26 protein-coding genes are annotated in these 24,655 nt (G+C 48.8%); 14 read left to right on the top strand and 12 right to left on the bottom strand.

Going from position 1 to position 24,655, the window contains the following annotated elements; all coding sequences use genetic code 11:
• Nucleotides 1-237 precede the first annotated feature (237 nt).
• Nucleotides 238-2,556: a DEAD/DEAH box helicase family protein gene (locus tag ASF99_RS16120; RefSeq protein ID WP_055969994.1), complete on the bottom strand. Its 2,319-nt coding sequence runs from the start codon at nt 2,554-2,556 to the stop codon at nt 238-240.
• On the bottom strand, nt 2,553-2,876 hold the full coding sequence (locus tag ASF99_RS16115; RefSeq protein WP_053452488.1) for a nucleoside triphosphate pyrophosphohydrolase: 324 nt from the start codon (nt 2,874-2,876) through the stop codon (nt 2,553-2,555). The genes ASF99_RS16120 and ASF99_RS16115 overlap by 4 nt, the downstream gene beginning before the upstream one ends.
• Nucleotides 2,877-2,965: 89 nt before the next feature.
• On the opposite strand from ASF99_RS16115, the gene ASF99_RS16110 reads away from it, so the two are divergent.
• Together ASF99_RS16110 and ASF99_RS16105 are read left to right on the top strand one after the other, a co-directional pair.
• Nucleotides 2,966-3,355 carry a RidA family protein gene (locus tag ASF99_RS16110; protein ID WP_053452487.1) on the top strand — a complete coding sequence of 130 codons (390 nt, stop codon included), beginning with the start codon at nt 2,966-2,968 and terminating at the stop codon, nt 3,353-3,355.
• Between the two features lie 270 nt (nt 3,356-3,625).
• On the top strand, nt 3,626-4,177 hold the full coding sequence (locus tag ASF99_RS16105) for a DUF4352 domain-containing protein (RefSeq protein WP_053452486.1): 552 nt from the start codon (nt 3,626-3,628) through the stop codon (nt 4,175-4,177).
• A gap of 19 nt (nt 4,178-4,196) precedes the next feature.
• Here ASF99_RS16105 and ASF99_RS16100 read toward each other — a convergent pair whose 3' ends face one another.
• Together ASF99_RS16100 and ASF99_RS16095 are read right to left on the bottom strand one after the other, a co-directional pair.
• Nucleotides 4,197-4,550, bottom strand: coding sequence for a hypothetical protein (locus ASF99_RS16100; RefSeq protein WP_053452485.1), 354 nt, complete (start codon nt 4,548-4,550; stop codon nt 4,197-4,199).
• Nucleotides 4,547-4,927: a hypothetical protein gene (locus ASF99_RS16095; protein ID WP_053452484.1), complete on the bottom strand. Its 381-nt coding sequence runs from the start codon at nt 4,925-4,927 to the stop codon at nt 4,547-4,549. Before ASF99_RS16095 ends, ASF99_RS16100 begins: the two co-directional genes overlap by 4 nt.
• Before the next feature lie 149 nt (nt 4,928-5,076).
• Here ASF99_RS16095 and ASF99_RS16090 point away from each other — a divergent pair, with 149 nt between their 5' ends.
• From ASF99_RS16090 to ASF99_RS16070, 5 genes are all read left to right on the top strand, one after another.
• Entirely contained in the window at nt 5,077-5,757 is a 681-nt protein-coding gene (locus tag ASF99_RS16090; protein WP_053452483.1) for an ABC transporter ATP-binding protein, read from the top strand.
• Complete coding sequence (locus ASF99_RS16085) at nt 5,750-6,781, top strand: ABC transporter permease (RefSeq protein ID WP_055969991.1); 1,032 nt, start codon at nt 5,750-5,752, stop codon at nt 6,779-6,781. Before ASF99_RS16090 ends, ASF99_RS16085 begins: the two co-directional genes overlap by 8 nt.
• 79 nt (nt 6,782-6,860) lie before the next feature.
• Complete coding sequence (locus tag ASF99_RS16080) at nt 6,861-8,933, top strand: methyl-accepting chemotaxis protein (protein WP_055969988.1); 2,073 nt, start codon at nt 6,861-6,863, stop codon at nt 8,931-8,933.
• Nucleotides 8,934-8,954: 21 nt separating this feature from the next.
• Nucleotides 8,955-9,605, top strand: a complete 651-nt coding sequence (locus ASF99_RS16075; protein ID WP_055969986.1) for a Type 1 glutamine amidotransferase-like domain-containing protein — start codon at nt 8,955-8,957, stop codon at nt 9,603-9,605.
• Entirely contained in the window at nt 9,602-10,009 is a 408-nt protein-coding gene (locus tag ASF99_RS16070; protein WP_055969982.1) for an NUDIX hydrolase, read from the top strand. Before ASF99_RS16075 ends, ASF99_RS16070 begins: the two co-directional genes overlap by 4 nt.
• A 47-nt stretch (nt 10,010-10,056) precedes the next feature.
• Here ASF99_RS16070 and ASF99_RS16065 read toward each other — a convergent pair whose 3' ends face one another.
• Nucleotides 10,057-11,148 (bottom strand): GGDEF domain-containing protein, encoded by a 1,092-nt coding sequence (locus ASF99_RS16065; RefSeq protein WP_035399134.1) that lies wholly within the window; start codon nt 11,146-11,148, stop codon nt 10,057-10,059.
• A 145-nt stretch (nt 11,149-11,293) separates the two neighbouring features.
• On the opposite strand from ASF99_RS16065, the gene ASF99_RS17495 reads away from it, so the two are divergent.
• Together ASF99_RS17495 and ASF99_RS16060 are read left to right on the top strand one after the other, a co-directional pair.
• Nucleotides 11,294-11,470: a hypothetical protein gene (locus tag ASF99_RS17495; protein ID WP_023466867.1), complete on the top strand. Its 177-nt coding sequence runs from the start codon at nt 11,294-11,296 to the stop codon at nt 11,468-11,470.
• Nucleotides 11,471-11,559: 89 nt separating this feature from the next.
• On the top strand, nt 11,560-13,209 hold the full coding sequence (locus ASF99_RS16060) for a methyl-accepting chemotaxis protein (protein ID WP_055969979.1): 1,650 nt from the start codon (nt 11,560-11,562) through the stop codon (nt 13,207-13,209).
• 48 nt (nt 13,210-13,257) lie between these two features.
• On the opposite strand, the gene ASF99_RS16055 is transcribed toward ASF99_RS16060, so the two are convergent.
• Nucleotides 13,258-13,785, bottom strand: coding sequence for an NUMOD4 domain-containing protein (locus ASF99_RS16055; protein WP_055969976.1), 528 nt, complete (start codon nt 13,783-13,785; stop codon nt 13,258-13,260).
• Nucleotides 13,786-13,917: 132 nt separating this feature from the next.
• On the opposite strand from ASF99_RS16055, the gene ASF99_RS16050 reads away from it, so the two are divergent.
• Nucleotides 13,918-14,496 (top strand): AAA family ATPase, encoded by a 579-nt coding sequence (locus ASF99_RS16050; protein ID WP_035399136.1) that lies wholly within the window; start codon nt 13,918-13,920, stop codon nt 14,494-14,496.
• 37 nt (nt 14,497-14,533) lie between these two features.
• Here the strand turns inward: ASF99_RS16050 and ASF99_RS16045 are convergent, their stop codons facing one another.
• The 3 genes from ASF99_RS16045 to ASF99_RS16035 are packed head-to-tail and all read right to left on the bottom strand — an operon-like array spanning nt 14,534 to nt 16,962.
• Nucleotides 14,534-14,875 (bottom strand): GNAT family N-acetyltransferase, encoded by a 342-nt coding sequence (locus ASF99_RS16045; RefSeq protein WP_055969973.1) that lies wholly within the window; start codon nt 14,873-14,875, stop codon nt 14,534-14,536.
• Nucleotides 14,876-15,922, bottom strand: coding sequence for a DNA alkylation repair protein (locus tag ASF99_RS16040; RefSeq protein ID WP_055969970.1), 1,047 nt, complete (start codon nt 15,920-15,922; stop codon nt 14,876-14,878). It lies immediately after the preceding gene.
• Nucleotides 15,919-16,962 (bottom strand): bifunctional transcriptional activator/DNA repair enzyme AdaA, encoded by a 1,044-nt coding sequence (locus tag ASF99_RS16035; protein ID WP_087681842.1) that lies wholly within the window; start codon nt 16,960-16,962, stop codon nt 15,919-15,921. The genes ASF99_RS16040 and ASF99_RS16035 overlap by 4 nt, the downstream gene beginning before the upstream one ends.
• Nucleotides 16,963-17,124: 162 nt before the next feature.
• Between ASF99_RS16035 and ASF99_RS16030 the strand changes: the two genes are divergently transcribed.
• From ASF99_RS16030 to ASF99_RS16015, 4 genes are all read left to right on the top strand, one after another.
• Nucleotides 17,125-17,700 carry a class I SAM-dependent methyltransferase gene (locus tag ASF99_RS16030; protein WP_053452473.1) on the top strand — a complete coding sequence of 192 codons (576 nt, stop codon included), beginning with the start codon at nt 17,125-17,127 and terminating at the stop codon, nt 17,698-17,700.
• Complete coding sequence (locus ASF99_RS16025; protein ID WP_053452472.1) at nt 17,678-18,367, top strand: response regulator transcription factor; 690 nt, start codon at nt 17,678-17,680, stop codon at nt 18,365-18,367. The genes ASF99_RS16030 and ASF99_RS16025 overlap by 23 nt, the downstream gene beginning before the upstream one ends.
• Nucleotides 18,364-19,713, top strand: a complete 1,350-nt coding sequence (locus ASF99_RS16020) for a sensor histidine kinase (RefSeq protein WP_053452471.1) — start codon at nt 18,364-18,366, stop codon at nt 19,711-19,713. The genes ASF99_RS16025 and ASF99_RS16020 overlap by 4 nt, the downstream gene beginning before the upstream one ends.
• 135 nt (nt 19,714-19,848) lie before the next feature.
• On the top strand, nt 19,849-21,642 hold the full coding sequence (locus ASF99_RS16015; protein ID WP_053452470.1) for an acyltransferase family protein: 1,794 nt from the start codon (nt 19,849-19,851) through the stop codon (nt 21,640-21,642).
• A gap of 50 nt (nt 21,643-21,692) precedes the next feature.
• On the opposite strand, the gene ASF99_RS16010 is transcribed toward ASF99_RS16015, so the two are convergent.
• The 3 genes from ASF99_RS16010 to ASF99_RS16000 all read right to left on the bottom strand — a co-directional run bounded on the left by ASF99_RS16010 (nt 21,693) and on the right by ASF99_RS16000 (nt 24,640).
• Nucleotides 21,693-22,682: a copper resistance D family protein gene (locus ASF99_RS16010; RefSeq protein WP_160315914.1), complete on the bottom strand. Its 990-nt coding sequence runs from the start codon at nt 22,680-22,682 to the stop codon at nt 21,693-21,695.
• Entirely contained in the window at nt 22,679-23,206 is a 528-nt protein-coding gene (locus tag ASF99_RS16005) for a copper resistance CopC family protein (protein ID WP_023466847.1), read from the bottom strand. Before ASF99_RS16005 ends, ASF99_RS16010 begins: the two co-directional genes overlap by 4 nt.
• A gap of 63 nt (nt 23,207-23,269) precedes the next feature.
• Complete coding sequence (locus tag ASF99_RS16000) at nt 23,270-24,640, bottom strand: hypothetical protein (protein WP_055969967.1); 1,371 nt, start codon at nt 24,638-24,640, stop codon at nt 23,270-23,272.
• Nucleotides 24,641-24,655: the final 15 nt, after the last annotated feature.

The raw sequence follows: 24,655 nt of genomic DNA, 5'->3' as shown, positions 1-24,655 counted from the left end.
TTTCTACCTCTTTATAATCCTGCACAGTTCTCTTATAAATCATTCTATCGGTTTATAATTTCGCAAGAGTTTGTTTATCTATCTTTCTACCTCTTTATAATCCTGTACAGTTCTCTTATAAATCATTCTATCGGTTTATAATCTTGTAAGAGTTTGTTTATCTATCTTTCTATCTCTTTATAACCCTGCACAGTTCTCTTATAAATCATTCTATCGGTTTATAAAATTGATTAAGGATTAGCTTTTAGATCGAAAGTATTCGTTAATTCTGTAATTGACGATATCTTTTATGATTCTATAAAGTTCTCTACTTTTTATATTTAATCTCATTAACAAAAACTCACCAGAGAATGTTAATATTCCGCCCATTCTCGGAAACGGCATCTTTTTCAATAAACTTTCTACTTTTACTGTGTCAAATAGTCCTTTTAACTCCGCCGTTTGCGTATCCTTCAACTCCCGATACTTTTCCGCATGCAAATACTCATAAAAGAACGGCGCGACTTCTCCAACCGTAATTGGCTCCATCCATCGTTCTTCTCCCCGCTCAAGCATTGCTAACAGAACGACCATCTTATAACTCCGATTCATGATCGTCTTTTCGACTTGTTCAATCAATTCACGATTTGCGTCGTACGCTTCGACCTCTTCGTCCGATAGTTCCTGATGCTCCTTCAAGAACCCAACGTAAGAACCCCAATCTTGTTTATAGCCTTGTGGAACTGCCGCATATTCTCCGATTTCAACATAGGATGGTCGATGACCAAGTTCGTATTTGATTCGCTCGTATTGCTCAATCAATCGTAACTTCCGCTGACTTGGTTGCCTGAGTCGATGAATCAATTCCAGTGCCCGCGTATCGAACTCAATCACACAGCCGGGTGGTGGCGTAATCGGTTCTGTCTGCCCTCGCTTGAACGATTCTTTCATTGTTCCAAGTAGTTTCAGTTTCGTTTCGACGTTACGGTAATTCCCAATTAAGTCAATGATGACGCAATGCGATTTGTCTTGCGCTAAGCGTAGTCCGCGTCCGATTTGCTGCGTATAAATGGCGACAGATTCCGTCGGACGACAGAACAGCAGTGTATCCACTTTCGGAATATCGACACCTTCGTTGAATAAATCGATCGTAAAAAGAACTTCAATCTCGCCTTGCTCGAATGCTTGCATATATTGCGCGCGATTTGTCGTCTGTCCTGTCAGTGCAAATGCCTTCGTTCCTTTATCTCGAAATACTTGCGCTAGATATTCCGCCTGCTTAATCGACGAACAAAAGCCAATTGTCTTCGTTTGATGATGTTTCTCCCATGAATGATAGATATTATCCGCGACTTCACGATCGAGTTGCCGATGCTCGAGCTGCGACGCATCATACGTTCGACCAATTCTTCGAATCTGGGAATAGTCGATCGTGTCATGAATACCGTAATAATGAAACGGCGTCAAAAATCCTTCAGCAATCGCTGCCGTGAAGTGCATCTGGAAAGCAACGTTATGGTGACAGATCGCATAGACATCGGCTCCATCCATCCGGTCTGGTGTCGCCGTCAGACCGAGCAGGAAACGGGGCGTGAAATGATTGATGATCTTCCGATAACTCGTCGCTGCCGCGTGATGGAACTCGTCGACGATGATGAGATCAAACTGGTCAGTTGAAAAACGGTTCAAATGACGCTTTTGCGCCAACGTCTGGACGGAAGCGAAGACGATCTCCGTCGTCTCTGTGACGGTCCGGTCACTGCCGATGTAGAAACCAGTCTGCCACGCCGGATTGACTTTTTGAAACGAACGCTCTGCTTGCAGTAATAGTTCTTTTTGATGTGCCAGGAACAGGACTCGTGTAAAGTCTCCCGCAAAGAACGCACTCAGGTAGGTCTTCCCTAGTCCAGTCGCAAGCACTGCCAACGCCCGTGTCCGTCCTTCTTCCATCGTTTCCCGTAACGCTTGGAGCGCTTCTTCCTGCACCCGGTGCGGCAGGATTTCTGGCGCAACGACGACCGTTCCTTCGTCATACTCGACTTCTGGTTCCGCGACATACTGACGTGCCGCGTACTCTTGACGATAAGCATCTAAGACAACCGGATTCAGTTCTTCTGCCGATTCGCTGAGGTAAAGATCCATGAAGGCATCAATCGCATCATCAAGGATCTGTGGAGCGACAGCTTGTGGTAGATGGACGTTCCATTCGATTCCAGACCGAAGTGCACTGTTCGAGATGTTCGACGAACCGACGATTGATAAGCCAGTCTCTGCGTTTCGAAACAGATACGCTTTCGGATGGAAAGAGCGTCCACCAGACCGATAAAAGCGAACTGACAACCCATCAAGCGCAAGCAACTGTGCCAATGCTTCTGGGTCAGTGATATGTAGATAGTCGCCAATCAACAGACGAATCTCGGCTCCTCGTTGCAACGCACGACGAAACGCCGGGACGAGTAAAGCGACGCCTGACTTCTGAGCAAACGCTGCGACGATATAGACTTCCTCTGCCTGATCAATGGCTTCGATAAGTGAGTCATATAAGTGATGCGTCGTCAGCTTCGCTTCCGGGATCAATCCTCGACCTCGATCAGGTAGAGGCGTTCTTCAAATCCACCGCGTTGTTGCTGTTTCTTCGCTCGGACGGCTTCCAGTTCCTCGACTGTCACGCCATGTATCTTCGCTAACGCTTGGATGAGCTCCAGTAAATCAGCTAACTCCTCGACAGCGTCTGTGTCCGTCGTCGCTTCCTCGTATTCAGCCAGTTCTTCATGTAATTTCTTTTTCGCTTCCACTAGGAATTCATTTTCGTCCAACGTGCGGAACGTCGCTTTTTTCCCGTTTTGGTCGATGATGTTTGGAATCGTGTCTCGAACTAATTTATGATAAAGTGGCATATCAATTCACTCCTTTGAAGGGTTGAGGGATATCCGAGTCGAATCACTCGGTGTCGTACATATGTATTTTATAAGAGGAGGTTCTTTTCATGTCTACATTCAAACAGATCGACACAACGAACGCCCCTGCTGCGATTGGTCCTTACTCGCAAGGCTTTATCGCAAACGGAACACTCTATGCTTCCGGGCAAATCCCGATCGACCCGGCAACAGGCGAACTTGTTCCAGGCGGAATCACGGAGCAGACGGAACAAGTCATGCGAAACGTCGATGCCATCCTGAAAGAGGCAGGACTGACACCCGACCGCGTCGTCAAGACGACATGCTACTTAACGAGCATGGAACACTTCGCTTCTTTTAATACGATCTACTCCGATTACTTCGCACCGCACGATCACTTCCCAGCTCGGTCTTGTATCGCTGTGAAGGAACTACCAAAAGGTGCCTTGGTCGAAGTCGAGATTTTAGGACTCCTCTAATCACACATCACGCATTTTGCGTGGTGTTTTTATTTGTAAATCCTTGTAGTGTCTTCTCTATTCAAAACCTAAAAAATAGAAATTTCAAAATTATTTTAATATAAATAAATTATGGTATTAATTTGGGTTTTATGATAGATTACTATTAATTCTTACTTATTTTATATTAAAATTTGTTATTTATTAAAAAGTATAGCATTTTTTCCATTTTAATAAGTGTAGGAAATACATAGCAATTCTTATTGAATTCGAAGGGATCGGTTTATCAGTATGAAAAAGCTTCTTAAATTGGTACTTGGTTTGATCATCGCAATCGTCATTCTTATCGTTGCAATGGTCGCATGTACATCATTCTTCGCAAACGAAGTAGACAAAGAGCTCAAAAAAGGAGGAGAAGTCACTGCAGTCGATTCAAAACAGGCTAAAGGCGATAAACAAAAAAATACACCTAAGCATTTTGCATTCGGCGATACGATCAAAGTCGGTGATGTACAGCTCACGATTTCAAAAGCTCAAAACCAGTCTCCTGCTCAATACAGCGAATCAAAAAATGGAAATGTCGTTGTATTTGATGTAACAGCAATCAATAAAGGCGATGATTCTGCTTTCATCGATGATACGGAATTCAACCTCTATATTAATGATGAACAAGTCGATTCTTATTTCGGAGATGACATGGCAATCAGTGGTGATTTAAACAAAGGTAAGACGTTAAAAGGTAAACTCTTTTACGATGCACCAAAAGGTCAGTCCCTCGAACTTATCTACAAACCTTCTTTCTCATGGAACGATAACGAAGTCGTCTTTAAAGGTAAAAATTAATGAGTAAGCGCTCCTAGTTTTAAGGAGCGCTTTTACTTTGTTTTGCTCGTCGTTGAATCGCATGCATCACGATTGGTATTTGTACAACCAGATTCAAGATACTTACTCCGATCACTAGTTGACTGACCGTCAATGGATTGAAGTACCCTTCGCCATATCCTCTCCCTACGCTGAGCGCGATCCCGTATGAAATCGCAAACGAAACTAGATTGCCGATGACGATATATTTCGGTTTCCCACTCCGCGCAAGTGAATACGATAGAGCACCGAGTCCAAACAAAAATAAGGCATAGCCTAGAAGTGAACCTTCTTTCCAATCAAAATAGGGTCCAAACCAAGCAAAGGGAATCACATACAACCATGTTCGTTTCATCGCTGCCCCTCCTGACTCGCTTGTGATGTGAAAAAACGATACAACGCGTCACGGATGTTTCTCCATCCAGGTGGATAGACATTTGACTTACTGATACAGATGATTTGTTTATTCGTCGTTACTTCAAGCGTCCAATCCGTCCCGTCTAGCATCTCATGCACTGACTCAGGATACGTCTCCCACGCTACTAGATCATACTTCTTCATCCACATATCCATGAACGCTAGATCGTCTTGTGTCAGTATACGTTCTCCGGATGCCGTCAATCGATTTTCTTCATCTTCTGCTCGAATTGTTTGACTTGCACGGTTCCACCAAAACGTCTGTCCTATTCCCCTTCCGGACTCGCGGTAATAGATCCGTTTTACTGTCTCCATCATAATCATCCCCTAAATTTGATGTTCCCAGTATACTCCATTTATTATTTTTAACCTGTTTCATTTTTTACTATGGTTCTGCTGATTTCTGTTGCTGTGAAACATTTTTCTCCTTCTATCAGTAAATGTAGTGAAAGGAGATGTTTCACATGCATGTATCCATTCAACAAGCCGGTTATGACGTAGGTCAGCCCGTCTTACAAGAGATTGCGTTTGCTTTACAGCCTGGATCCATCACCGGTTTGATTGGTACAAACGGTGCAGGAAAAAGTACGACGATTCAAGCGATGTTCGGTACGCTGCCTTGGGTCGAAGGAGAGATCGATTTACCGGTCTCACTCGCCTATATTCCGGAGCTGCCGACCTATTACGAATATTTGACACTCGCCGAGCACCTTGAGTTGGTCGCCTCGCTCCACGAGACGGATCATGCCTATACGGAACGACTCTTAAAGACGTTCGAACTGCATGCTGTCACAAGTGACTATGTCTCTTCTTTCTCTAAAGGAATGAAACAGAAAGTAATGCTCGTCTGTGCCTTGATGCAACGCGCAGACTGCCTGATCATCGATGAACCGTTCGTCGGTCTTGACGCGGTCGCGACGATTCGATTATTACATTTACTCGAAGCAGAACGGACGCGTGGCGTGGCGATTCTGCTCGTCACCCACGTCCTTGATTCCGCGGAACGTCTTTGTGACGACTTCGTCTGGATTGATCAGGGGCGCATCAAACATCAAGGAACACTCGCTCAAATCGGTGAAGCCTCTGGTCAGCCTGGTGCCCGCTTGTTCGACATCATGGAAGCGATGGTGCTCGAGCATGATTGAAACCTTTTTGAAGCAACGGATCCGTCGACGGCATGCGGAACAGCGTCGCTTCTTTCGAGAAATTTTCGATTGGACGATTTTGCTCTATCTCGTCATTCCAGTCGGTCTGTTCATCATCTATGAAACGATCCAGATTTTAAACGGTCAAGCGGACTGGGTTCAAACAGTTCCGGTCGCTTGGATTTTACTCGGTTGGATTCTGTATGGATTCCTGCCCGCCTTTTACGCCTGGTTCGAACCCGCAGATCGTCTCTTCTTCAAACCGGTTCCTGGAGCAATCGTTCGAATGAAGTGGTATTCCGTTCGGTATCACTTCATGCGGATTTTTCTATTGACTGCCGGATTACATCTACTCTGTTTTCCGTTACATAGCACCCGGTTTGACCAATCTAGTATCACAGTACTGCTGATTAGTCTTGCGCTCTCTTTGCTCCAACCGTTCTTTAGCTTCTGGACGTACCGGTTATCCGGACAACGGTTCTTGCGAAAATGGAGCGGTCACCTCGTCCTAGCAACCGGACGTATCACTCTGTTGCTCCTGCTTTGGCTGCAACCGCATCCTGTCCTCTTCGTTGTTGCACTGGGTGTGTTACTATTCGGATCTCTTCATGTCCGGCACTGGTCACGGCGTGAGGACGGATTAACGGAGGACATTCTGTTGTCGATGAAACGACAGTCGAGTTTATCGACGACCGTCCTTGAATTGAACGGTGCCTTACCAAAACCGTCGCATCGAAAGCGTCCGTTCCTTCATCTGCGATTATTCAAGCAGACGCATCAGCAACTCCCGCTGATCACGTATCTGCGAGATCCGAGTAAACGTCGTTTCTTACTCCAGCTGTTTGCTGCGATGAACTATGGCCTTCTCGTCTTACCATGGATTGGACGTGGTCTTGTCATCGCCTTCGTTCTGTTCGTCCTGTATCAAGAAGTAAAACAACACGCCCTGTGGTTTAGAAAGCAGCGCTTCTTTCGGCTCGTTGACTCTCGTATTACAGCTTCTACGGAAAATAAAGTCATTTAAAAGATATGGAAATCCAATATCTCTTCTCGTGTTCCTTTCGTACACTAAAGGTAATCTAAAACGAACGGAGTGGATGCGTATGAAGTGGGGTCTGTATCCGAAAATGTTACTTGCTTTCCTCGGTCTTGCAATCGTACCGATCGTCTTGATCGGCTCGTTTTTGTATATTGAAACGAAGAATGCCTTAACGGACGAAGCTTACGCGAAACTTGAGGCGATTCGTGATGCTAAAAAAGCGACTGTCACGCAACATATCGATGAGAAATTTTTGAACCTCGAAGCATTAGCAGAGAACGAACAAGTCCAGCAAGCTTTCGCTCCCTTAACGAAACAGTTTGCGGACGGTGGACTGGCGAACGACGCCTACCAACAAGAAGCCAAAAAATTCGATACCTACTTCAATCAATACATCGAGCAGTTCGGCTTCTATGATGTCTTCTTCATTGATCCGGACGGAAATGTCGTCTATACGGCGTTCAAAGAACCGGATCTCGGTCAGAATGTCGTCACCGGTGATCTCAAATCGTCAGGGCTCGGAAAAGCGTATCAGGACGCCTTAACAAAACAAACAGGCGTCATTGCTGATTATGCGTACTACGAACCGTCAAAAGCTCCTGCTGCTTTCTTTGCGATTCCCTATGTCGACCCAAAGACGAACAAACCACGTGGAGTTCTTGCGCTTCAGCTCGCCGGTGATCGAATCAATCAGATCATGAAAACAACGGCTGGACTCGGCAAAACCGGTGAATCGTATCTTGTTGGTGCCGATCAACGCTTACGCTCTGATTTCCGAGCGACAAAACAGACGGAAGTCGGCGAAAAACGGGTCCAGTCGACGCCAGTCAAACAAGTCGTTGCCGGTCAGACGAAAACGACAGAAACAACGGACACCGATGGTCATGAAGTCGTGACGTCCTTCACACCACTAAAAATCGCTGGTCTCAACTGGGGACTGATCACAGAAGTCCATACGGAAGAAGTGTTTGCTTCTTTATCTGATTTCGTACAAAAGCTATTGATTGCGTTAGTGGCGTTAATTGCTTTGGTAGCACTTGCTGCGATCCTCTTCACACGCACGCTCGTCCGACCAATTCGCGCGTTACTGCATAGTGCGGGCGCGATTGCCGAACACGATTTATCACAACCGGTCGTTGCGACGTCACGTGATGAGATTGGACAGCTCTCCCGTTTATTCGAGACAATGCGCCTCTCTTTAATCAATTTGGTACAGCGAGTCGATGCAATGTCACGGACGATTGATGACTCTCTCGCTGAGCTCGTCGTTGAAGCCGAAGAGACCGGACACGGAACAAAAGAGATGGCAACAGCAATGACTGGAATTGCCGCAACCGCCCAGCAACAGTCTGGCGCGTTTGATGGGCATACAGCGTCCTTACAATCCTTGACGGCAACAATCGAGCAGAACGCGCAAACGTCGGCTCTCGTCGTCGATAGCGCTAGTCGTTCAGAAAATCTTGCAACGACCGGACGTTCGGATCTCCATGCCGTTACGGAACAGATGCAATCGATTCAAAATGCGATTGATGAGGCTGCCGATAAATCACGTCGCGTCCAAATCGCTTCCGAGAATATCTTAGAGATCATCAGCATCATCGAATCGATCGCTAACGAAACGAATCTTCTCTCATTAAACGCTTCGATCGAAGCCGCACGTGCCGGGGAACAAGGCAAAGGATTCGTTGTCGTCGCACGCGAGATTCAGAATCTTGCCAACCAATCGAAACAGTCAATGGTTCGCGTCCAGGAAACAATCGATTCGATCCAACTGGAGACAAAACAACTCGAAGACGCCATGGCACGCGGAACCGTTGCCGTTCAAGACGGTGTCGTTCGCGTCACGGAAGCGACGCAATCGTTTGATTCGATCGTCACCCAGTCAAAAGGTGTCACTGTTGATATGGCCGCCCTTTCGGAAACGAACCGGGATGTCTTATCGACCGCTTCCCACCTCGTCGCACAAGCCGAACAGCTGCGTGCCGGAATCATCGCCAGCGCTCAAGACAACCAACATGCATCCGAGCAATCACTCGCTTTCAGCGAACGAATGGATGTCGTCCATACGCTGACGGAAGAGATTTATACGCTCTCCCGTGAGTTGCACGAGACGATCAACCGCTATACACTGGATTAAACTTGAAAGGAGACATGCCTCATGCCGACTCACTTATTCCTCTTTGGAGGCGGTCCTCCTTTTACACCGAACTTACGAACACGATTTGCTACATTAACGAACGGTGGACCGGTCGCGATTCTATACATTCCGCGGATCGGTAAGGACTGGACGCGTTACGCCTCGATCTATACGAAGCCGTTACAGGAAGATGGCATTTCGTCTTTCGTCCATCTGCCACTATCTGACGCACCAACAGACGGACAACTCGCGCAACTGAAACAGTGTCAAGGCATCATCATCTCCGGTGGCGAGACCGAATTGTATCAGCAATACTTGGTCGGTACACCGATCGGTGACATCATTCAGTCGCGTTTCGCAGATGGTGTTCCGGTCGTCGGTTTTTCAGCTGGTGCCCTCGTTTCGCCCGAACGGTGTATCATTCCGGAGATCGACCAACGCGACAATCGACGTCTTCGCTTGCCTGGTCTTGCCTTACTGAACGACGCGGTCGTCTGTGTCCATTACGAGACGTGGGGCGAAGCTGCCCATCTCGTGCAATCGTTTACGGAAGAAAGTGCAGACCGTGCTTTCGGACTTGCTGACGAAAGCGGGATCTATTTATGCGATCAGCAGCTCGTCGAAACAGAAGGAACCGATCCCGTCGTATTGTCGCGGAGTCCCGTCAGATGACAGCGATCGTTCCTGCCGTCAAAGGCATCATCATTCACGAGCAACGTCTCCTGATCGTCCGCCGGGCTGCTGCTGACTTCGGCGGTGGGACGTGGGAATGCCCGGGTGGCAAGATCGACTTCCGTGAACTGCCAGTCGATAGTCTCGTTCGCGAGATAAAAGAAGAGACACAGTTGACGGTTACCCCGGAGCGTCTGCTCTATGCCTCGAGCTTCCTGACGCATCCCGATCGGCAAATCGTTCTCTTGATGTACATCTGTTCGACGCATCAGACGGACGTTCAGTTATCCGCGGAACACGACGCTTATCTCTGGGCGGACGAAACAATGATTCGTCAGTTGATCGCGCCGAATATCTTAGCTGATTTTGAACGACATGATGTATTTTCGTTACTGCATCGCTAAACACAACTGCCCCGCCTGACCAGTTGGTCGAGCGGGGCAATTTTTATTTACAGTAAAGGATCTCGGTAACAGACGACGCGATTCCGACCGGTTTGTTTGGCTTCATACAATGCTAAGTCGGCTTTCTGGACGGTCTCAAATACAGTCGATGCTTGATCGGATGAAGCGGCACCTAGCGATAACGTGACATGAAAAACGGGGTGCTCCTTATAAACGAAGTGTTGATCGGCGCAGGCAGATCGAATCCGTTCCCCCAGTCGTTCCGCTTGTCGAAGTGGTACGTCCGGCAACAGTAAGACAAACTCTTCACCACCGTACCGACCGACGACGCCCTGTTCTGGACAATACGATTGCAAGAGATGGCTGAGTTGTCGTAAAACGACGTCACCCCCTTCGTGTCCGTATGTATCATTGATTGATTTAAAATGATCGAGATCGAGAATGAGGACGGAGAAGACTGTTCCGTTCTGAGCGTACTCGGCTAACGTTTCATCTAGCTTCCGGCGGTTTCCCAGTTGCGTCAGCCCATCCGTTAAAGCCAGTTCCTGTTGTGTGTGGACGAACAAAAAGTGCTTCCTTAATTCCTGTAAGAAACGATAGGTGACGTAGCCACCAATCATGATGACGATGATATAGACGAGCGCAATCTCTAAAAACCGCTCGAACGTGTTCGTTAATAAATAGAGCGCCGGTAAGCTGTATGCGATCCCTGTTCCAAGCAACACGAGATAATCCTTCATCCGTTGAGCAGCGAACCGTCGATAAATCGTCGCTGTCACGAGTAACGCGACACAGATCAAGGTTGTCAGAATCAGTCCTTGGTATTCGCCAGCTGGTGTCACCGCAAATCGGGCGCCGATGATGAACAGCATCGTGATGCTACCGCTGACTAATCCGCCGTAAAAGTACGCCGTGACGAGCGCAACGAGACGCAAATCAATCTTTGCAACGTCATAGGAAATACTGTTAAAGATCAACAGGGCACCAATCACACCGGCGATACAACCGATCGCGAGTCGGACTTGTAAGGAAGAGTTAGGCGAGATGCGCTCGATCCGTCTTAGCGGTAAAAACGCAAACAGCAATGTCGCAATCAACAGTGAGAAGTTCAACAACAATGAATTAAGCAACGTAAGCACGACGACATCCTCCTCATTCCATTTCAGATGTTTACTCTATTCCCTCCAAATTACACATTCCCCTCTTTTTCCAAGGTTTTCAAACAAGAGGAGAGGGAATCAAACAAATATGTCTATCGTCTACATCATTAAGGGGGAATCTTTCATGGACCGTCAAGCTGAAAAACGAAAAAGTAAGATGCCATTCTTCATTATTCTCGTCATCGCTATCTTCGTCATCGTTGCTGCTGCGTTGATCATTTACGTCACATCCGAACCAAAAGAAGAGACACAAGCACTTATGACACACCTTGCGACTGTCCTACCGATTTACGTGAACTAGATTCACAAGACCTTTACACAAGCCGTACAACACCTTCATACATGTTGCGACCCCTCCTTCCGATAGGTACACGGGAGGAGATGTTTTTTATGCTTATGAAAAAACGATTATTAGCACAACAACTAAATGGATGGCTGATTCCGATCGTTGCCATCGGACTGATTGTGATCAGCGGTCTAAGCGTTTACGCATCGTATCAACAATCCGTCGCAGCAACTGAGGAACGGCTGATGCGTGAGTTAACGATGTTCGACGCGAATGTCCGGGCAACGTTTCTTGCGTATCCGGATGACACCACAGACCGCTCGCGTGCCATCAAACGATTGCAACAGCAACAGCGAACCGACTTATCACGTGACGACTATTCGATTCGTTTTCAAAGCCTGAAAACGAGTGAGGCGTTCCGACCGCTAACACTCGAACCGGCAAAACGAAAACAACTACAACAGCACTTAGAAACAGCCCGTACATATGCTTTTTCGAATCAAGACCAGTTTCTTGTTGCGATGACGATTCCGGAACTCGATGACGTCATTTTACTAACGACCGATCGTGATAAATTAATCGCCCCTGCTCAAGATTTAGCTTGGACACTTGTCTGGGTCAGTTTGATTACGCTTGTCAGTATCAGCCTCTTGATTCGCTCACGAATTAGAAGACAACTCGCCCCGTTATCGAAACTCTCCTTACAGATTGAAGAAGCGCATGCGAAGCGATCGTATCGTCCATTAACACTCAAGACGACGACCTTTGAGTTACAACAGCTGACGTTTCAATACAATCAGTTGATGCAACAGATCGGAGATTTAACGGCTGAGATGCAACAAGCGAGTCAGGAGCTCGAATCCGTCCAGCCCCACTTTTCCTCACGCTTATCCGCGATGGATCAATCGGTCCAGGCCGTCGATGAAGTCGCCGGTTCTTTACTTGCGCAATCGTCGCAAATGGATCAGACAATCGTCGCCTCGACACGTTTGACCGCTCAAGGGCACGATGCGTTAAGTGAGATGCAAACGACACTTCTCAACAGCCAACATGCCGTAACCCGTTTTCAACAGACTGTTCAGACGAATCACACGACACTTGAGACCTTACAAGAGGAAAGCCAGTTACTGAAGGAACAATCCGCGGCGACAGAGCAGATTTTGCAACAGACCTCACATCTACAGCAGCAAATGGAGACCTCAATCTCACACATCCAACGTGTCGCTGAAGAGACGCGCCGCTTGTCGCTGAACGCGCTGATTGAGGCAACCCGTGCCGGAGAAGCCGGTCGTGGCTTCACCGTCGTTGCCAAGGAAGTCGAAAAACTCGCAATCGATATCCGAATGAGTACAGATCATATCCGGCAGGTCAATCAGACCTGGACGACAGGACTCAATCAAGTCGAACAAGCCCTCTCGCAGATGACGGAACGTTTTCTCTCAACATCGCAACAGCTCGAGACGGCAACGGCACACTTGCAACAGATGCTGACTGAAGCGACGACGATCGAAACGACACTGGGTACCGTGGAACACCAACGTCAAATCGTCGCAGATGTTCAGTCGAACATGCAGGAACATCTGCAGTCCGTTCAGCAGTTGATGTCGGAGCTCTCTTCTTACAGCCAAGTCCTCGGGGAACAGATGCAACACCACGTCAACCAGCAGACGGAACTGAAGACACATAGTGCGGTACTCGAGTCACGCATCAGTTCGTTGCAACAGACCGTTCGTGCCGGCGAACAATCGTCTTAAATCAAAGGAGCGCTTACCATCTCTGGTAAACGCTCCTTTATTCTGGACTCAGCCGATATAACGTGCTTCCTTCTTATCGATGATGTTGCGAATCCGGTTCTCCGTCACCTGATACTGCTCTGCCAATTGACGAATCGTCTTCCCTTTTTCGTACTGCACGCGAATCGTTCGAATCTGAAACGGTGATAGCGTCACATGTTGATTTAACAAGAGATCAAACTCACCAAGTAGTTCGTTATACTGCTGATCGATCGAAGCCAGAATTTCTAAGTTCGACAACTGATCGTCAGCCCGTTTACCATTGCGCCGGACGAGTTGTGCTTCCGTGACGTCTGTCGTCAGAAAGGCTTTTGCGACAAGCAATCCGACTTGCATCCGCTCTCCTCGACCACGTTGATAAAGCGTGACTTTGCGATACCCTTCCCGATTGAGTCGCGGACGGAGCAAGACACCTTTTCGTCGTTGCTGGACACCGCGACACGTCACGATCGTTCGGTCGAGCGATCTTACGCGACCTAGCGATGAGACTTCATATATACCTACATAGCCGATGACGGCTTTCCATTGTTCTTGCATGGTTGTCCTCCTTCAGACAAGGACACGACGGGACTTCATACTTGAATTATATCAAATTACGAACAAACGTTCTAGTGATGTCACTCGTCGGAATGTGCTATTATTAGCAGAAAAAGGAAATGAGGTTCGTCTATGAAATTTGTCTTGTTACTCGGTCCCCAAGCGGTCGGAAAGATGACGATCGGTCAGGAAATCGAACGATTGACGGAGATGAAAGTCTTTCATAACCACCAGACGATCGACCTGTTATTGCCTTATTTTGATTTCTCTGAACCCGCACATCACCGCTTAAAGGATACGATCCGGCGCGAGATGTTCAAGGAAATGGCGAACAGTTCGCTCGAAGGTGTCCTGTTTACATTCCTCTGTCTATTCGGCGTCGAAGGTGGTGGTCTCGAGTTCATTGAAGAGACAGTCGAATTATTCGAACAAGCGGGTGCTGACGTCTATATCGTTGAACTCGATGCGCCGGTCGCAACACGCCTGCACCGAAACACGACTGAAAACCGATTGACGCACAAAGTAACGAAGCGTGATCTCGCCGCTTCTGAACAAGACTTACGCGAGACGGCGGACGGATACCGAACACGCTCGCTGCCAGGCGAACTACCAGACGTTAACTATCTCTTCCTCGATACGGAACAATTAAGTGCACGTGAAAGTGCAGAAACGATTTGCGATCATTTCAACTGGTCCAAAACAACGGTCTAATCACAAACAAGCCCCGTCCTGCTCAGCAGGCGGGGCTTTAATGATAGAGTTTGCGTTCATATCGATTCGCCTGCAACTGAAATCCGTTCCGACGCCAGACCGCCGCATTGCCCGCTTCGCCGTAAACATACGTCAGTAATAACGTCCGTGCGAGATACGACAAAATCGACGTCAACGCTTCTGTAATGTATCCGTGCTGATCATCCTCATCAGTCGTCGTATAACGTAAGTTTCCGGTCGATGCATTCCATGTGAAGGTAATCGTCCCGACAATCGTTTTCTCACGCAACGCATGCAACGTCCACTTGCAACCCGATTCGTCATCCGTTGCTTCGACAAACAGGCGCGACGTCGTAAAATCCGGATGTCGTCCTTGCATTCAGCTCTCCTCCTCGACCTCAAACGTTGCTGTCGCGTAAGCCTCTCCGTTAATCAAAATCGTCAATGTATGTGTACCAGGGTAATGGACACGCGTCGTCATGTTCCGAAACGATTGGCGTCGTTCAACTTGTAAGGCACCTTTAACTTCCCGCTCCCGCAGTTGAAACACCTTCCGACTCGTTCCGCGTTGTTTGACGTAATCGATCGCGTATTCAAGACGCAGACGTTGCTCGACGGAACTGTTTACTTGAAACGAAAACTGTAACTCTTGACCAATCGTCACTGGTGAGACGACCAAGTCCGTCACCGCGACCTCACCTTGCGTGACGTGTCCGAACAACTGTAACACTTCTGGATTTCCGCGCTTCAGTAACGTCCGCGAAGCATGGCGTAAAATCCAGTCTGTATTCGGATCTGTTCCTAAGTGACGTTCGATTCGCTCGATCAGGTATTCCGGATGTGTCTTTGAAATATCGTTCAAGTGATTGGCGACACTTTTTCGGACGTAAAGTGACGGATCCTGTAGTAAGGCGTCAAGAATCGGTAACGCCGGACGCGGATCAGCAATCAAACGCGGAATCGCTTGTCCCCACGGCAGACGCGGGCGTGTTCCTTCAGACGCTAAGCGCCGGACGTGTTCATCGTCTGATCTTGTCCATTTGAGTGCCTGGTCGAGATATCGTTCCTGATCGACAAGTAGAAAACGCCGAACGGCGAACTCCGACGTCGAATGTTGCGTCAACTTGGCAAGTATCTCTATCGCAAGCGTCCAGTCAGAAAGGTCTGCCGTTCGTTCGACATACTCTGGAAAAACAATTCCCGGTAGCCCAGTAAACTGCGGTGCGAGTCGCTCTAGCTCCGACACCGAGTCCGGAAACGGTGGCAAGATCGTCTCCAGCGTCTCCGCCACACGACGGACACGTTGTTTAAACGCGAGTTCTTCCCAGTCTCCCTGCTCGACTCGTCTTCGAAAATCCGGTACATCGACCGCTGCTCCTAAGCGGTCGAGCCAACTCGGTGAAAATACATCTTTAATCAAACTCATCCTTCATCCAGTCCTCTCTGTGTGCGCTCCAGTTTGAGCAATGTTTCCTTGCGTGCGAGTCCACCCGCGTATCCACCTAAATCTCCATTCGTCCGAATGACCCGATGGCACGGAATGACGATTGCCAGTTGGTTCGCTCCATTCGCTCGTGCGACGGCACGAACAGCAGTCGGTTGACCGATCCGGATCGCCAGCTCTTGGTACGAGATCGTCTCCCCACTCGGAATCCGCTCGAGTTCTTCCCAGACGCGGCGTTGAAATGGTGTCCCGTACCGCATCAGTGGCGTCTGAAACGATACCGGCTCTCCTTTGAAGTAACGACGGAGCTCCGCTTCGATCTGTCCAAAGACCGGTGATTCCCCGGGAACGATGACAGCGCGGGCTTTTTGACGTAATTGTTCGATTTCCCGCTCCAGTCCACGTCGGTCGACGAACTCGAGCAGATGTAAGAGTTGATCGTCGGCAATCGCCAGCATCGAACCGAGTGGTGTATCAAGCCATTTCGCGCGTAAGACCTGCCCGTCAAAGCGCGACGGTGCCTGCCCGAGAATCCGTGCTGACGCCTCACGAAAACCACTACTCGATTCATAACCTCCAGCCAACTGCCCTTCGATGATCGGCTTACCGGTCCGGATCTCCTTCATCGCAAGCCCCATCCGTCGTGCCCGAGCATACGCGACGAACGTCATTCCGAAGCGTTTCTTGAACTGGCGGCGTGCCGTTGATTCATCGAGACCAAGTGCTCGAAAATCGGCTTCCTTGAATCGTTTGTCTGGTTCTGCCTCGACCGCTTCGATCAAGCGTTGAATCGTACCATGATCGCCGGGATAAGCAAGCGGATGACAACGACGGCACGGTCGATAAGAGGCAAGTAATGCCTCTTGCGCCGTCTCAAAAAACTCACAGTTCTCTGCTTTCGGTTTTCGTGCCGGACACGTCGGACGGCAAAAGATGCCGGTCGTCTTGACACCAACAAAAAACGTTCCTTCGTACGTCGCGTCCCGGCGAACGAGCGCTTCATAATACGTGTGATGTTCCATCGCCTTCCCCTCCTTTGTCCTTAGTATACCGGCTTGTCCGGTCATCATGTCGCCGAAAATCAGGCATTGATATGTTTAAGATTCACTTAAGAAACATCGTCCTGTTTTCGAAAGGGACGATGTGCATACTACATGATATACTCAACGGAAAGTAGGGTTTTCATGTTTGATTTCTTAAAAGAAGCACTTCACGCACCACTCCGTGTCGGAGCCATCGCACCGAGCAGTCCACGTCTGGCTGAAATGATGGCACGACGCGCCGTCGCCGATCGTCCACGCCAAATTCTTGAAGTCGGAGCGGGTGACGGAGCGATCACCAAAGCTTTACTGGCCGCTCGTTCACCGGAGACACATCTCTTGATTTGTGAACGGAGCGAAACGTTCCGCCCGGCACTCGAACAATTACTGGCTCAGGAAACGAATGTCACTCTCTTCATTGGTGACGTTCAAGGATTATCCGATTCATGGAGCGGACAGATCGACGTCATCGTCAGTGGTCTCCCGTTTGCGTCGTTCCCGGCAGCGTTACGGCATGATTTATTGGCACAATTCCAAACGTTACTACGATCAGACGGTCACTTCATCGCCTTTCAATACACCCGGTTTCAGTTCAAGATGTTCCGGGACTATTTCCAAGAACACAGCTATTCGCACACGCTCTACAATCTTCCCCCGGCTTACGTCTTCGAGGGGGTGCAACAGGAGGAAATGAATCATGCCTACGCTCTTGATCGTTGATGACGAAGCAGACATCCGTCAATTGCTTCGACTCTATTTAACAAATGAAGGTTACGAAATCATCGAAGCCGAAAACGGTGAGGAGGCGTTAACGACTCTTGCAACGCGTCCAGTTGATGCGATGTTACTCGACGTGATGATGCCCGTTCGCGATGGCTTCTCGACCGTTCAAGCGGCGCGCGCTGCCGGTCACACGTTACCCGTCTTGATGCTGACGGCGAAACGCGAAGATATGGATAAGATTCAAGGTTTGACCTTCGGGGCGGACGATTACATCGGTAAACCGTTCAATCCGCTTGAAGTCGTCGCCCGCGTCAAGGCGCTGTTACGCCGCGTCAGTCAGTATCATGTCCCGACTACTGCTTCAGCGATTCAGGTCGGTCCGTTCACACTCAAAGAAGACGAACGCGTCATCTTTAAATACGATGTACCGCTCGCCCTGACACGCCGTGAATTTGATTGCCTGGCGCTCTTTTTGAGTCACCCCCGTCGTGTCTTCTCGGCTGACGACCTGTATGAACGGGTTTGGCAGGAGGAAGCACTTGGTTCCGCGTCGAACGCTGTCATGGTCCTGATCCATAAGCTCCGCGACAAGATTGAGGATGTCCCGAAAGAACCGCGCCACCTCCAGACGGTCTGGGGCGTTGGTTATAAGGTTGAGCCATGAGACGGATCAAACTAACTGTTTGGATGCTTGTCTTGTTGCTGCTCGCTGCATTTTTGAGTACGGCACTTGCCTGGTTGCTGGCGAGTCAATTGCCGCTTGGTGGAAAAACGGTTCCCCGTTACTACTACACGACGGAAGAAGACACGGTGAGCGCTGTTAAAGAGGACATTATACGTTATCAAAATGGACAAATACCGACCGGGCCCTATGAGTGGGCAGTATACGATGCCAATGGTCGTCTGGTCAGCGCTTCCGACAAGTATCCAAAAGACTTAACACCGAGCCGACTGCTTGCTGAGCAAACACCAACCGAGCGGGAGCCATCAGACACAGGAAAGGTTAGGACATTGCACCATATCGAAGCGATCAATCTTGGAACCCGTGAGCCTGGCTATTTTTTGACTGTTCAGTCCGATAAACCAACACTCAATGAATATCAAGTCGGTAATTCGAACGCCTTCTTCATCTTACAAGTCGTCTTGTTCATCGTCTTTTTACTGCTTTTAACACGTTGGATCGCTGGTTTGTTCCGCGAACTCGAGCGACGGCTTGAGCGGTTGACGGTCGAACCAGCGCCAACGGAACCGTTACCTCCCGTCAAAGGACCGAAGGAATTCAAGTTGTTCGCCCAATCGATCGAACGAATCGAACAGGAACTCCGCACCTTACGCTTACGCGACCAGGAGCGGTTCGTCGAGCAGTTGCGATTGATCACGAGTCTGTCGCACGACCTACGGACTCCGTTGACCTCAATCCAAGGCTTCATCCAGTGGCTAACCGAAAAACACGAGACGTTATCCGCGACGGAACGGACGGAGCTTCTAGCGATTGTCACCCGACAGTCAGAAACGCTCGCTTCCCGGATCGACGAATTGTTCACGCTCGCTAAATTATCGAACACCGATTATCCAGTCGAACGGACATCGCTTGATCTCGTCACACTGACGGAACAAGTCCTGGAACTGTTTCCTGGCACTTCTTCTACTGTCAATGGTCCTGCACACGCGACTCTCTTCGCCGATCCGATGCTCTTACGACGCTTGCTTGAGAATTTGATTCGCAATGCGACGCTTCACGGGACCAATGATCTTCGGATTACCATCAACGACGACGCAGAAGGTATCCAGCTGATCTGTTCAAATGCGATTGAATCGACTTATACGCTAGAGGAACTAAACGAATGGCTAACACCGTTCGGGACGTCCGATGCTTCCCGCTCGTCTGGTGGCTCCGGCATCGGTCTGTCGATTGTTCAGCAAATCATGGCGCGTCATGCGGGGAACGTCGCGTTGACTTCACAAGACAACCGCTTCATCGTGACCTGTCGTTTTCCACATATTTCATAAGCCTGCATCCGATGTGCGCATCGGGTGCTTTTTTGGTCAGGTTGTTACTTCTTAGACACTTCTTTGAAATTGGAATTCGATACACTAAAGACTGTTAGAAATTAGTTGTCGTTTTAAAGGAGTTGTTCGTGTCTTATGAAATCCTCGTCTCGTTCGATTACATATATGCCAGGGCTTGATGGCTTACGTGCCTTCGCTGTTCTATCTGTCATTCTCTACCATCTGTCGGTTTCATTCTTCTCCGGTGGTTTCCTCGGTGTTGATCTCTTTTTCGTCCTATCCGGTTATCTGATTACCGGTCTCTTGTTACGCGAGTGGCAGACGACCGGACGCCTCGACTTGAAACGATTTTGGATTCATCGCTTCCGTCGCCTGTTCCCGGCCCTATTCGTCATGCTGTTACTCGTTCTCGGGTACGTAACCATCTTTGAACGCGAACTGTTGCATACGGTTCGCCAAGATAGTGCCTTTGCGCTCATTTACGGGACGAACTGGTGGTATATCTTCCATGACGTCTCCTATTTCGAGTCGTTCGGTAAGCCATCACCGATTCAAAACCTTTGGTCACTCGCAATCGAGGAGCAGTTCTACCTGCTATTCCCGATCTTACTTTGGTTCGGAATGAAAAATCGTCGCTTGTTCCTGCAATTGATGGGCGTTGCGATCGGTGCATCCGTGCTTGCGATGGCGATTCAGTTCACACCTGGTGAAGATCCAAGTCGTGTCTACTATGGCACGGATACTCGGTTATTCGCCCTATTGATTGGGAGTCTACTCGCTTTCGCGTGGCAACCAACCCGCTTTAAGCTCGATATCCCAAAACGTGGTGTCCGGTTACTGAATCAAATAGGTGCCGTTACTTTGCCACTCTTGCTTATATTGATGATTGTCACAAGTGAGTTCGGAAGCTTCTTATACCGGGGTGGCTTTTTCCTTGTCGCCGTCCTTGCTGCACTATTGATTGCTACAATTGCTCATCCGGCGTCGATTTGGAGTCAATGGTTTGCGCATCCAGCACTTGTTGCGATCGGTAAACGATCGTACGGTCTATATCTGTGGCATTTTCCCGTCATCACACTGATAACGCCAGTCGAGCAAATCGGCACGTTCTCATTACTTCGGACCGTGTTGATCGTCGTCGTGCTTGTCGCCTTAACTGAAGCATCGTATCGCTTTATCGAACGTCCGATTCGTCAGCACGGACTATCCGGTTATTTAGAACGTCTGTCGTTACATCCGCGACAGTTACGTCAGTTTTCAACGATGCAGTGGACGAGTGTTGCCGTGTTGACGATTCTCATCGTCAGCTTCATCGGTAACTTATCGATTCTTGCTGTCTCCGATACGCCGAAGCCAGAACCTGCTTTCGAGAAGATAGCGGCGCCAAAAGAAAAACCGAAGCCGATCCTGAAACCGACGACACCAAAAGCAAAGCCCGATCAGCGAAAAATCTGTCGACCGACGCTTGCGATCGGGGACTCGGTCTTACTCGGTGTCGAAGATTATCTCGGCAGTACGCTCAAGCAATTGACGATTGATGCGAAACTCGGTCGTCAGCTGCGAGAAGCGATTCCGCTGAGTGAGCAGTATGCCGCGTATAATCGACATGGACGCCAAGTCATTCTCCACCTCGGAACGAACGGTAGCTTCCGAAAGGATCAGTTGAACAGTTTGCTCGATCAATTCGCAAATGCCGATCACGTCTATCTGGTCACTGCACGCGTCCCGCGTCCGTGGGAAGCAGAGGTCAATCAGATGTTACGCGAGGCATCGAAACGGAAGCGAGTCGAACTGATCGACTGGCATGCTGTTGCCGTCAAACATCCATCTTACTTCGAAGCAGATGGTGTCCATTTGAATATCAAGGGCGCACGTGCCTATTCGAAGATTCTTGCGAAAGCAACGAATTGCGCTGTTTCAACGAAATAAGACCACGTCAAACAAGGTAGCGGAACGATCCGCTACCTTGTTTTTTATACTCATCCTGTCGCTAGCAACCCAAGATAAATCAAACTGACGCTGAATAAACTCAGCAAGATACCCACTGCATGCCGACGATATCCTAGTAAAAGCAGTGGTAAGGTTGCAATCCCCATCATCAAAACCCATCCATTCCCCACTGGATCACCGGTCGGTAGTTGCCCTAGCGTCGGTTGTTCGAGACGGCTGAGTGAAGCACTCGCCATGAACAGCAATACTAAAATGATACTCTCCATCCGGAGTAACGGACGCGGATCGTACGTTGAGTCAAAACGCAACCGACGCCGAACAAGCGTGCCATTACAGAAAGCATAGAACAAAAGCGGTAACAATAAAAGGTGCTTCAGCAACAACGCTTGACCGTATGGCACGCCCCAGAGATTCGGATAACGTTCAAGCGGAATCGCCAGTTGCATCAGTAACAGCCCTGACAGGATGACACCCGTAAAGGCGATCCGGGCAAACGGACTGAACCAACTTAAAAAGGCAGACCAATGAACGGTCGAGCGAGCACCGATGGCTACCCAAAACACGACACCGATCCAAGCTGTCACACATAAGAAGTGACTAAACTGAAGCGTCCACCCGAGCGCACCGTATTTGGCCGCCGCGTGACTCGTTCCTGCGATGCCAATCCATAACGGGATCGTCAAGAGTGCGAGCAGGATGGATCGTCGCTTTTGCCATGTGAATACGATCAATAGGAGTAAAGCAGAGAAGTAAACGACAAGAAACATCCGACCGATATGCAACTCCAGTAATCCTGTTCGAAGAGCCTCTGTCATCGTTTGCGTCGAAAGTAGAAAACGAACGGCACCAAAGACCGGGATGCTCGTTCCAAGAACGAGCATCCCGAGTCCCGCTACCGCCCACGACGTACCGTCCATTAATAGCGGTTTTCGTTTCGTTGGGATGAAGCATAATACCAAATAGCCCATCCAAAGCGCTCCACCCATATAGACGAGTAGTTCTCCTAGAAACGCACTCATGTCGAACGACGACGTAACACGAGAAGGATGACGATACTGATTAACAGTCCCCCGACGATCCATGGGAGCAGTGTCGGAACGAGTCCTTTTGAAACAGGCTCTGCTTCAGGAACGACTGCTGCTTTTTTTTCCATCGGCTCAGCCTTTTCTACAGTGCTTGTTTCAGCTTTTGCCGCACCCAGTACCGTAAAACGGATCGTTCCTTTCACGGGATGACCATCATCTGAAATCGACGCCCACTTGATCGTGTATTTTCCTTCCGTTAAAGGCTCTGAGACGACAGCACTCAGTTCATTTCCGATGATAAGTGGTTTCGCAAGGGCTTGTTCAACTCCATTCGCGTCTACTACACGTAAGGTGCTCGTTTTTTCAACAGCCTCACTGAACGTCAAGCGGATCCGATCGACGGGTTCAGATAATGCCGATCCATCTGCCGGATTCGAGCTTTTTAAACTCGTGTGTGCTTCGACCGATATGGGCAACAGACAAATGAGGAACAGAAGGGCAAATCGGATGATGCGCATGTCGTTTACCTCCTTTCTGCTTGATGTGTACAAGAAAACCCGCTGTCACCAGCGGGTCGTCCTTTATTGTTGCGGGCGACGACGGAGTGCGAAGAATCCAAGGATCGATGCTGCTGCGATACCAAGCAGTGACCAGACGATACCTGTCGTCGATGCTTTTTCTTGCATACCACCGAGACCAGTGTTCGGCATTCCAGATGGTGCACCTTTGAATTTATCTGGGAACTGATCGACGATTGCTGTCGCAGTCCCTTCCCCTACACCGTACATATGCGCGTAAGCTTCACGAATCGCTGGGTACGTTTTGTCGTAATCTTTTTCATTATAGCTATTGAAAGCAAGCAAGAGTTGGTCAATGTGAACCTTTAATCCTTCTTCCAAATCTTTCGCTTTCAAACGTCCTTCTGTTGCTGCATCGAGGAATGCTGCCTGTTCAACACGGTACTCATCAAGTTCCTTCACAGCCATGTCGCGTGCTTGATCATCTTTCGCACCTGTTGCTTTGACATAGTCAACGAAGTAGCCGATGTGGCTCGACCAAATCTTCTTGAATTGTTGCGCTGCTTCACTACCATAAACAGAGCCAATCGAAGCTGTCAGGTCATCCGTATTTTGATTCAAGGCACCGGCCGCAGCGTCAAAGTCTTTTGCTCCGTCAATTCCTTTTTGCATCGCGAGCACTGCAAGCGCCGCGTGTTCAGAGAAGTTTCGGTTCAGTCCGGCACGAAGATCAGCTGCTGGTGTATCAACTTTCGTATTTTTGAATTTATCTGGGTACTGATCGACGATCGCACCAGATAACCCTTCTCCCACCATATACATATGCTCGATTGCTTTACGTAGATTACTGTAGGCAGCATCATAATCACCAGCAACGTAGCTATCAAACGATGTTAACAGTTGCGTGATATGGACTTTTAGTCCTGCTTCGAGATCCGCTGCCTTCAGACGTCCTTCCGTTGCTTTATCGAGGAACGCAGCCTGTTCGACACGATACTCATCAAGCTCTTTCAATGCTTTTTGTTTCGCGTCTTCGTCCTTGGCACCAGTTGCTTTGACGTAATCGACGAAGTAACCGATATGGCTCGCCCAGATTTCTTTGAAGGCAGCGCCTGCTTCTTCCCCGTAGACGGAACCAACAGCTGCCGCTAAATCATCCGTGTTTTGATTCAAGGCACCGGCTGCCTGCTCAAAATCTTCTTTACCATCAATTCCTTTTTGCATCGCAACGACTGCGAGATACGCGTGTTCAGATAGAATTTGATCGAGTGTCGCTCGTAAATCCGATGCTGGAGATGAGACATCGAGGGAGACTTTTCCTGAACTGTGAGACATCTTACTATGGTCCTCATGACCGTGAGCACTGACACCTGCTGCTGGAATCAACAATGCGGCACTAAGCGAAACAGCGAGATACGACTTTTTCATCTTCATCTTATGAACACCCCT

Source organism: Exiguobacterium sp. Leaf187, assembly GCF_001423925.1.
In the GTDB taxonomy this organism is placed as follows: Bacteria; Bacillota; Bacilli; order Exiguobacteriales; family Exiguobacteriaceae; genus Exiguobacterium_A; species Exiguobacterium_A indicum.
The sequence above is the reverse complement of the archived record's forward strand: the minus strand, read 5'-3'. Positions and strand labels throughout refer to the sequence as shown.

Bases quoted from the DNA above. Each gene is read 5' to 3' on its own strand.
- ASF99_RS16115 (WP_053452488.1), bottom strand. From the start codon at position 2,876: ATGCCACTTTATCATAAATTAGTTCGAGACACGATTCCAAACATCATC.
- ASF99_RS16110 (WP_053452487.1), top strand. From the start codon at position 2,966: ATGTCTACATTCAAACAGATCGACACAACGAACGCCCCTGCTGCGATT.
- ASF99_RS16105 (WP_053452486.1), top strand. From the start codon at position 3,626: ATGAAAAAGCTTCTTAAATTGGTACTTGGTTTGATCATCGCAATCGTC.
- ASF99_RS16100 (WP_053452485.1), bottom strand. From the start codon at position 4,550: ATGAAACGAACATGGTTGTATGTGATTCCCTTTGCTTGGTTTGGACCC.
- ASF99_RS16095 (WP_053452484.1), bottom strand. From the start codon at position 4,927: ATGGAGACAGTAAAACGGATCTATTACCGCGAGTCCGGAAGGGGAATA.
- ASF99_RS16090 (WP_053452483.1), top strand. From the start codon at position 5,077: ATGCATGTATCCATTCAACAAGCCGGTTATGACGTAGGTCAGCCCGTC.
- ASF99_RS16085 (WP_055969991.1), top strand. From the start codon at position 5,750: ATGATTGAAACCTTTTTGAAGCAACGGATCCGTCGACGGCATGCGGAA.
- ASF99_RS16080 (WP_055969988.1), top strand. From the start codon at position 6,861: ATGAAGTGGGGTCTGTATCCGAAAATGTTACTTGCTTTCCTCGGTCTT.
- ASF99_RS16075 (WP_055969986.1), top strand. From the start codon at position 8,955: ATGCCGACTCACTTATTCCTCTTTGGAGGCGGTCCTCCTTTTACACCG.
- ASF99_RS16070 (WP_055969982.1), top strand. From the start codon at position 9,602: ATGACAGCGATCGTTCCTGCCGTCAAAGGCATCATCATTCACGAGCAA.
- ASF99_RS17495 (WP_023466867.1), top strand. From the start codon at position 11,294: ATGGACCGTCAAGCTGAAAAACGAAAAAGTAAGATGCCATTCTTCATT.
- ASF99_RS16060 (WP_055969979.1), top strand. From the start codon at position 11,560: ATGCTTATGAAAAAACGATTATTAGCACAACAACTAAATGGATGGCTG.
- ASF99_RS16055 (WP_055969976.1), bottom strand. From the start codon at position 13,785: ATGCAAGAACAATGGAAAGCCGTCATCGGCTATGTAGGTATATATGAA.
- ASF99_RS16050 (WP_035399136.1), top strand. From the start codon at position 13,918: ATGAAATTTGTCTTGTTACTCGGTCCCCAAGCGGTCGGAAAGATGACG.
- ASF99_RS16045 (WP_055969973.1), bottom strand. From the start codon at position 14,875: ATGCAAGGACGACATCCGGATTTTACGACGTCGCGCCTGTTTGTCGAA.
- ASF99_RS16040 (WP_055969970.1), bottom strand. From the start codon at position 15,922: ATGAGTTTGATTAAAGATGTATTTTCACCGAGTTGGCTCGACCGCTTA.
- ASF99_RS16035 (WP_087681842.1), bottom strand. From the start codon at position 16,962: ATGGAACATCACACGTATTATGAAGCGCTCGTTCGCCGGGACGCGACG.
- ASF99_RS16030 (WP_053452473.1), top strand. From the start codon at position 17,125: ATGTTTGATTTCTTAAAAGAAGCACTTCACGCACCACTCCGTGTCGGA.
- ASF99_RS16025 (WP_053452472.1), top strand. From the start codon at position 17,678: ATGCCTACGCTCTTGATCGTTGATGACGAAGCAGACATCCGTCAATTG.
- ASF99_RS16020 (WP_053452471.1), top strand. From the start codon at position 18,364: ATGAGACGGATCAAACTAACTGTTTGGATGCTTGTCTTGTTGCTGCTC.
- ASF99_RS16015 (WP_053452470.1), top strand. From the start codon at position 19,849: ATGAAATCCTCGTCTCGTTCGATTACATATATGCCAGGGCTTGATGGC.
- ASF99_RS16010 (WP_160315914.1), bottom strand. From the start codon at position 22,682: ATGAGTGCGTTTCTAGGAGAACTACTCGTCTATATGGGTGGAGCGCTT.
- ASF99_RS16005 (WP_023466847.1), bottom strand. From the start codon at position 23,206: ATGCGCATCATCCGATTTGCCCTTCTGTTCCTCATTTGTCTGTTGCCC.
- ASF99_RS16000 (WP_055969967.1), bottom strand. From the start codon at position 24,640: ATGAAGATGAAAAAGTCGTATCTCGCTGTTTCGCTTAGTGCCGCATTG.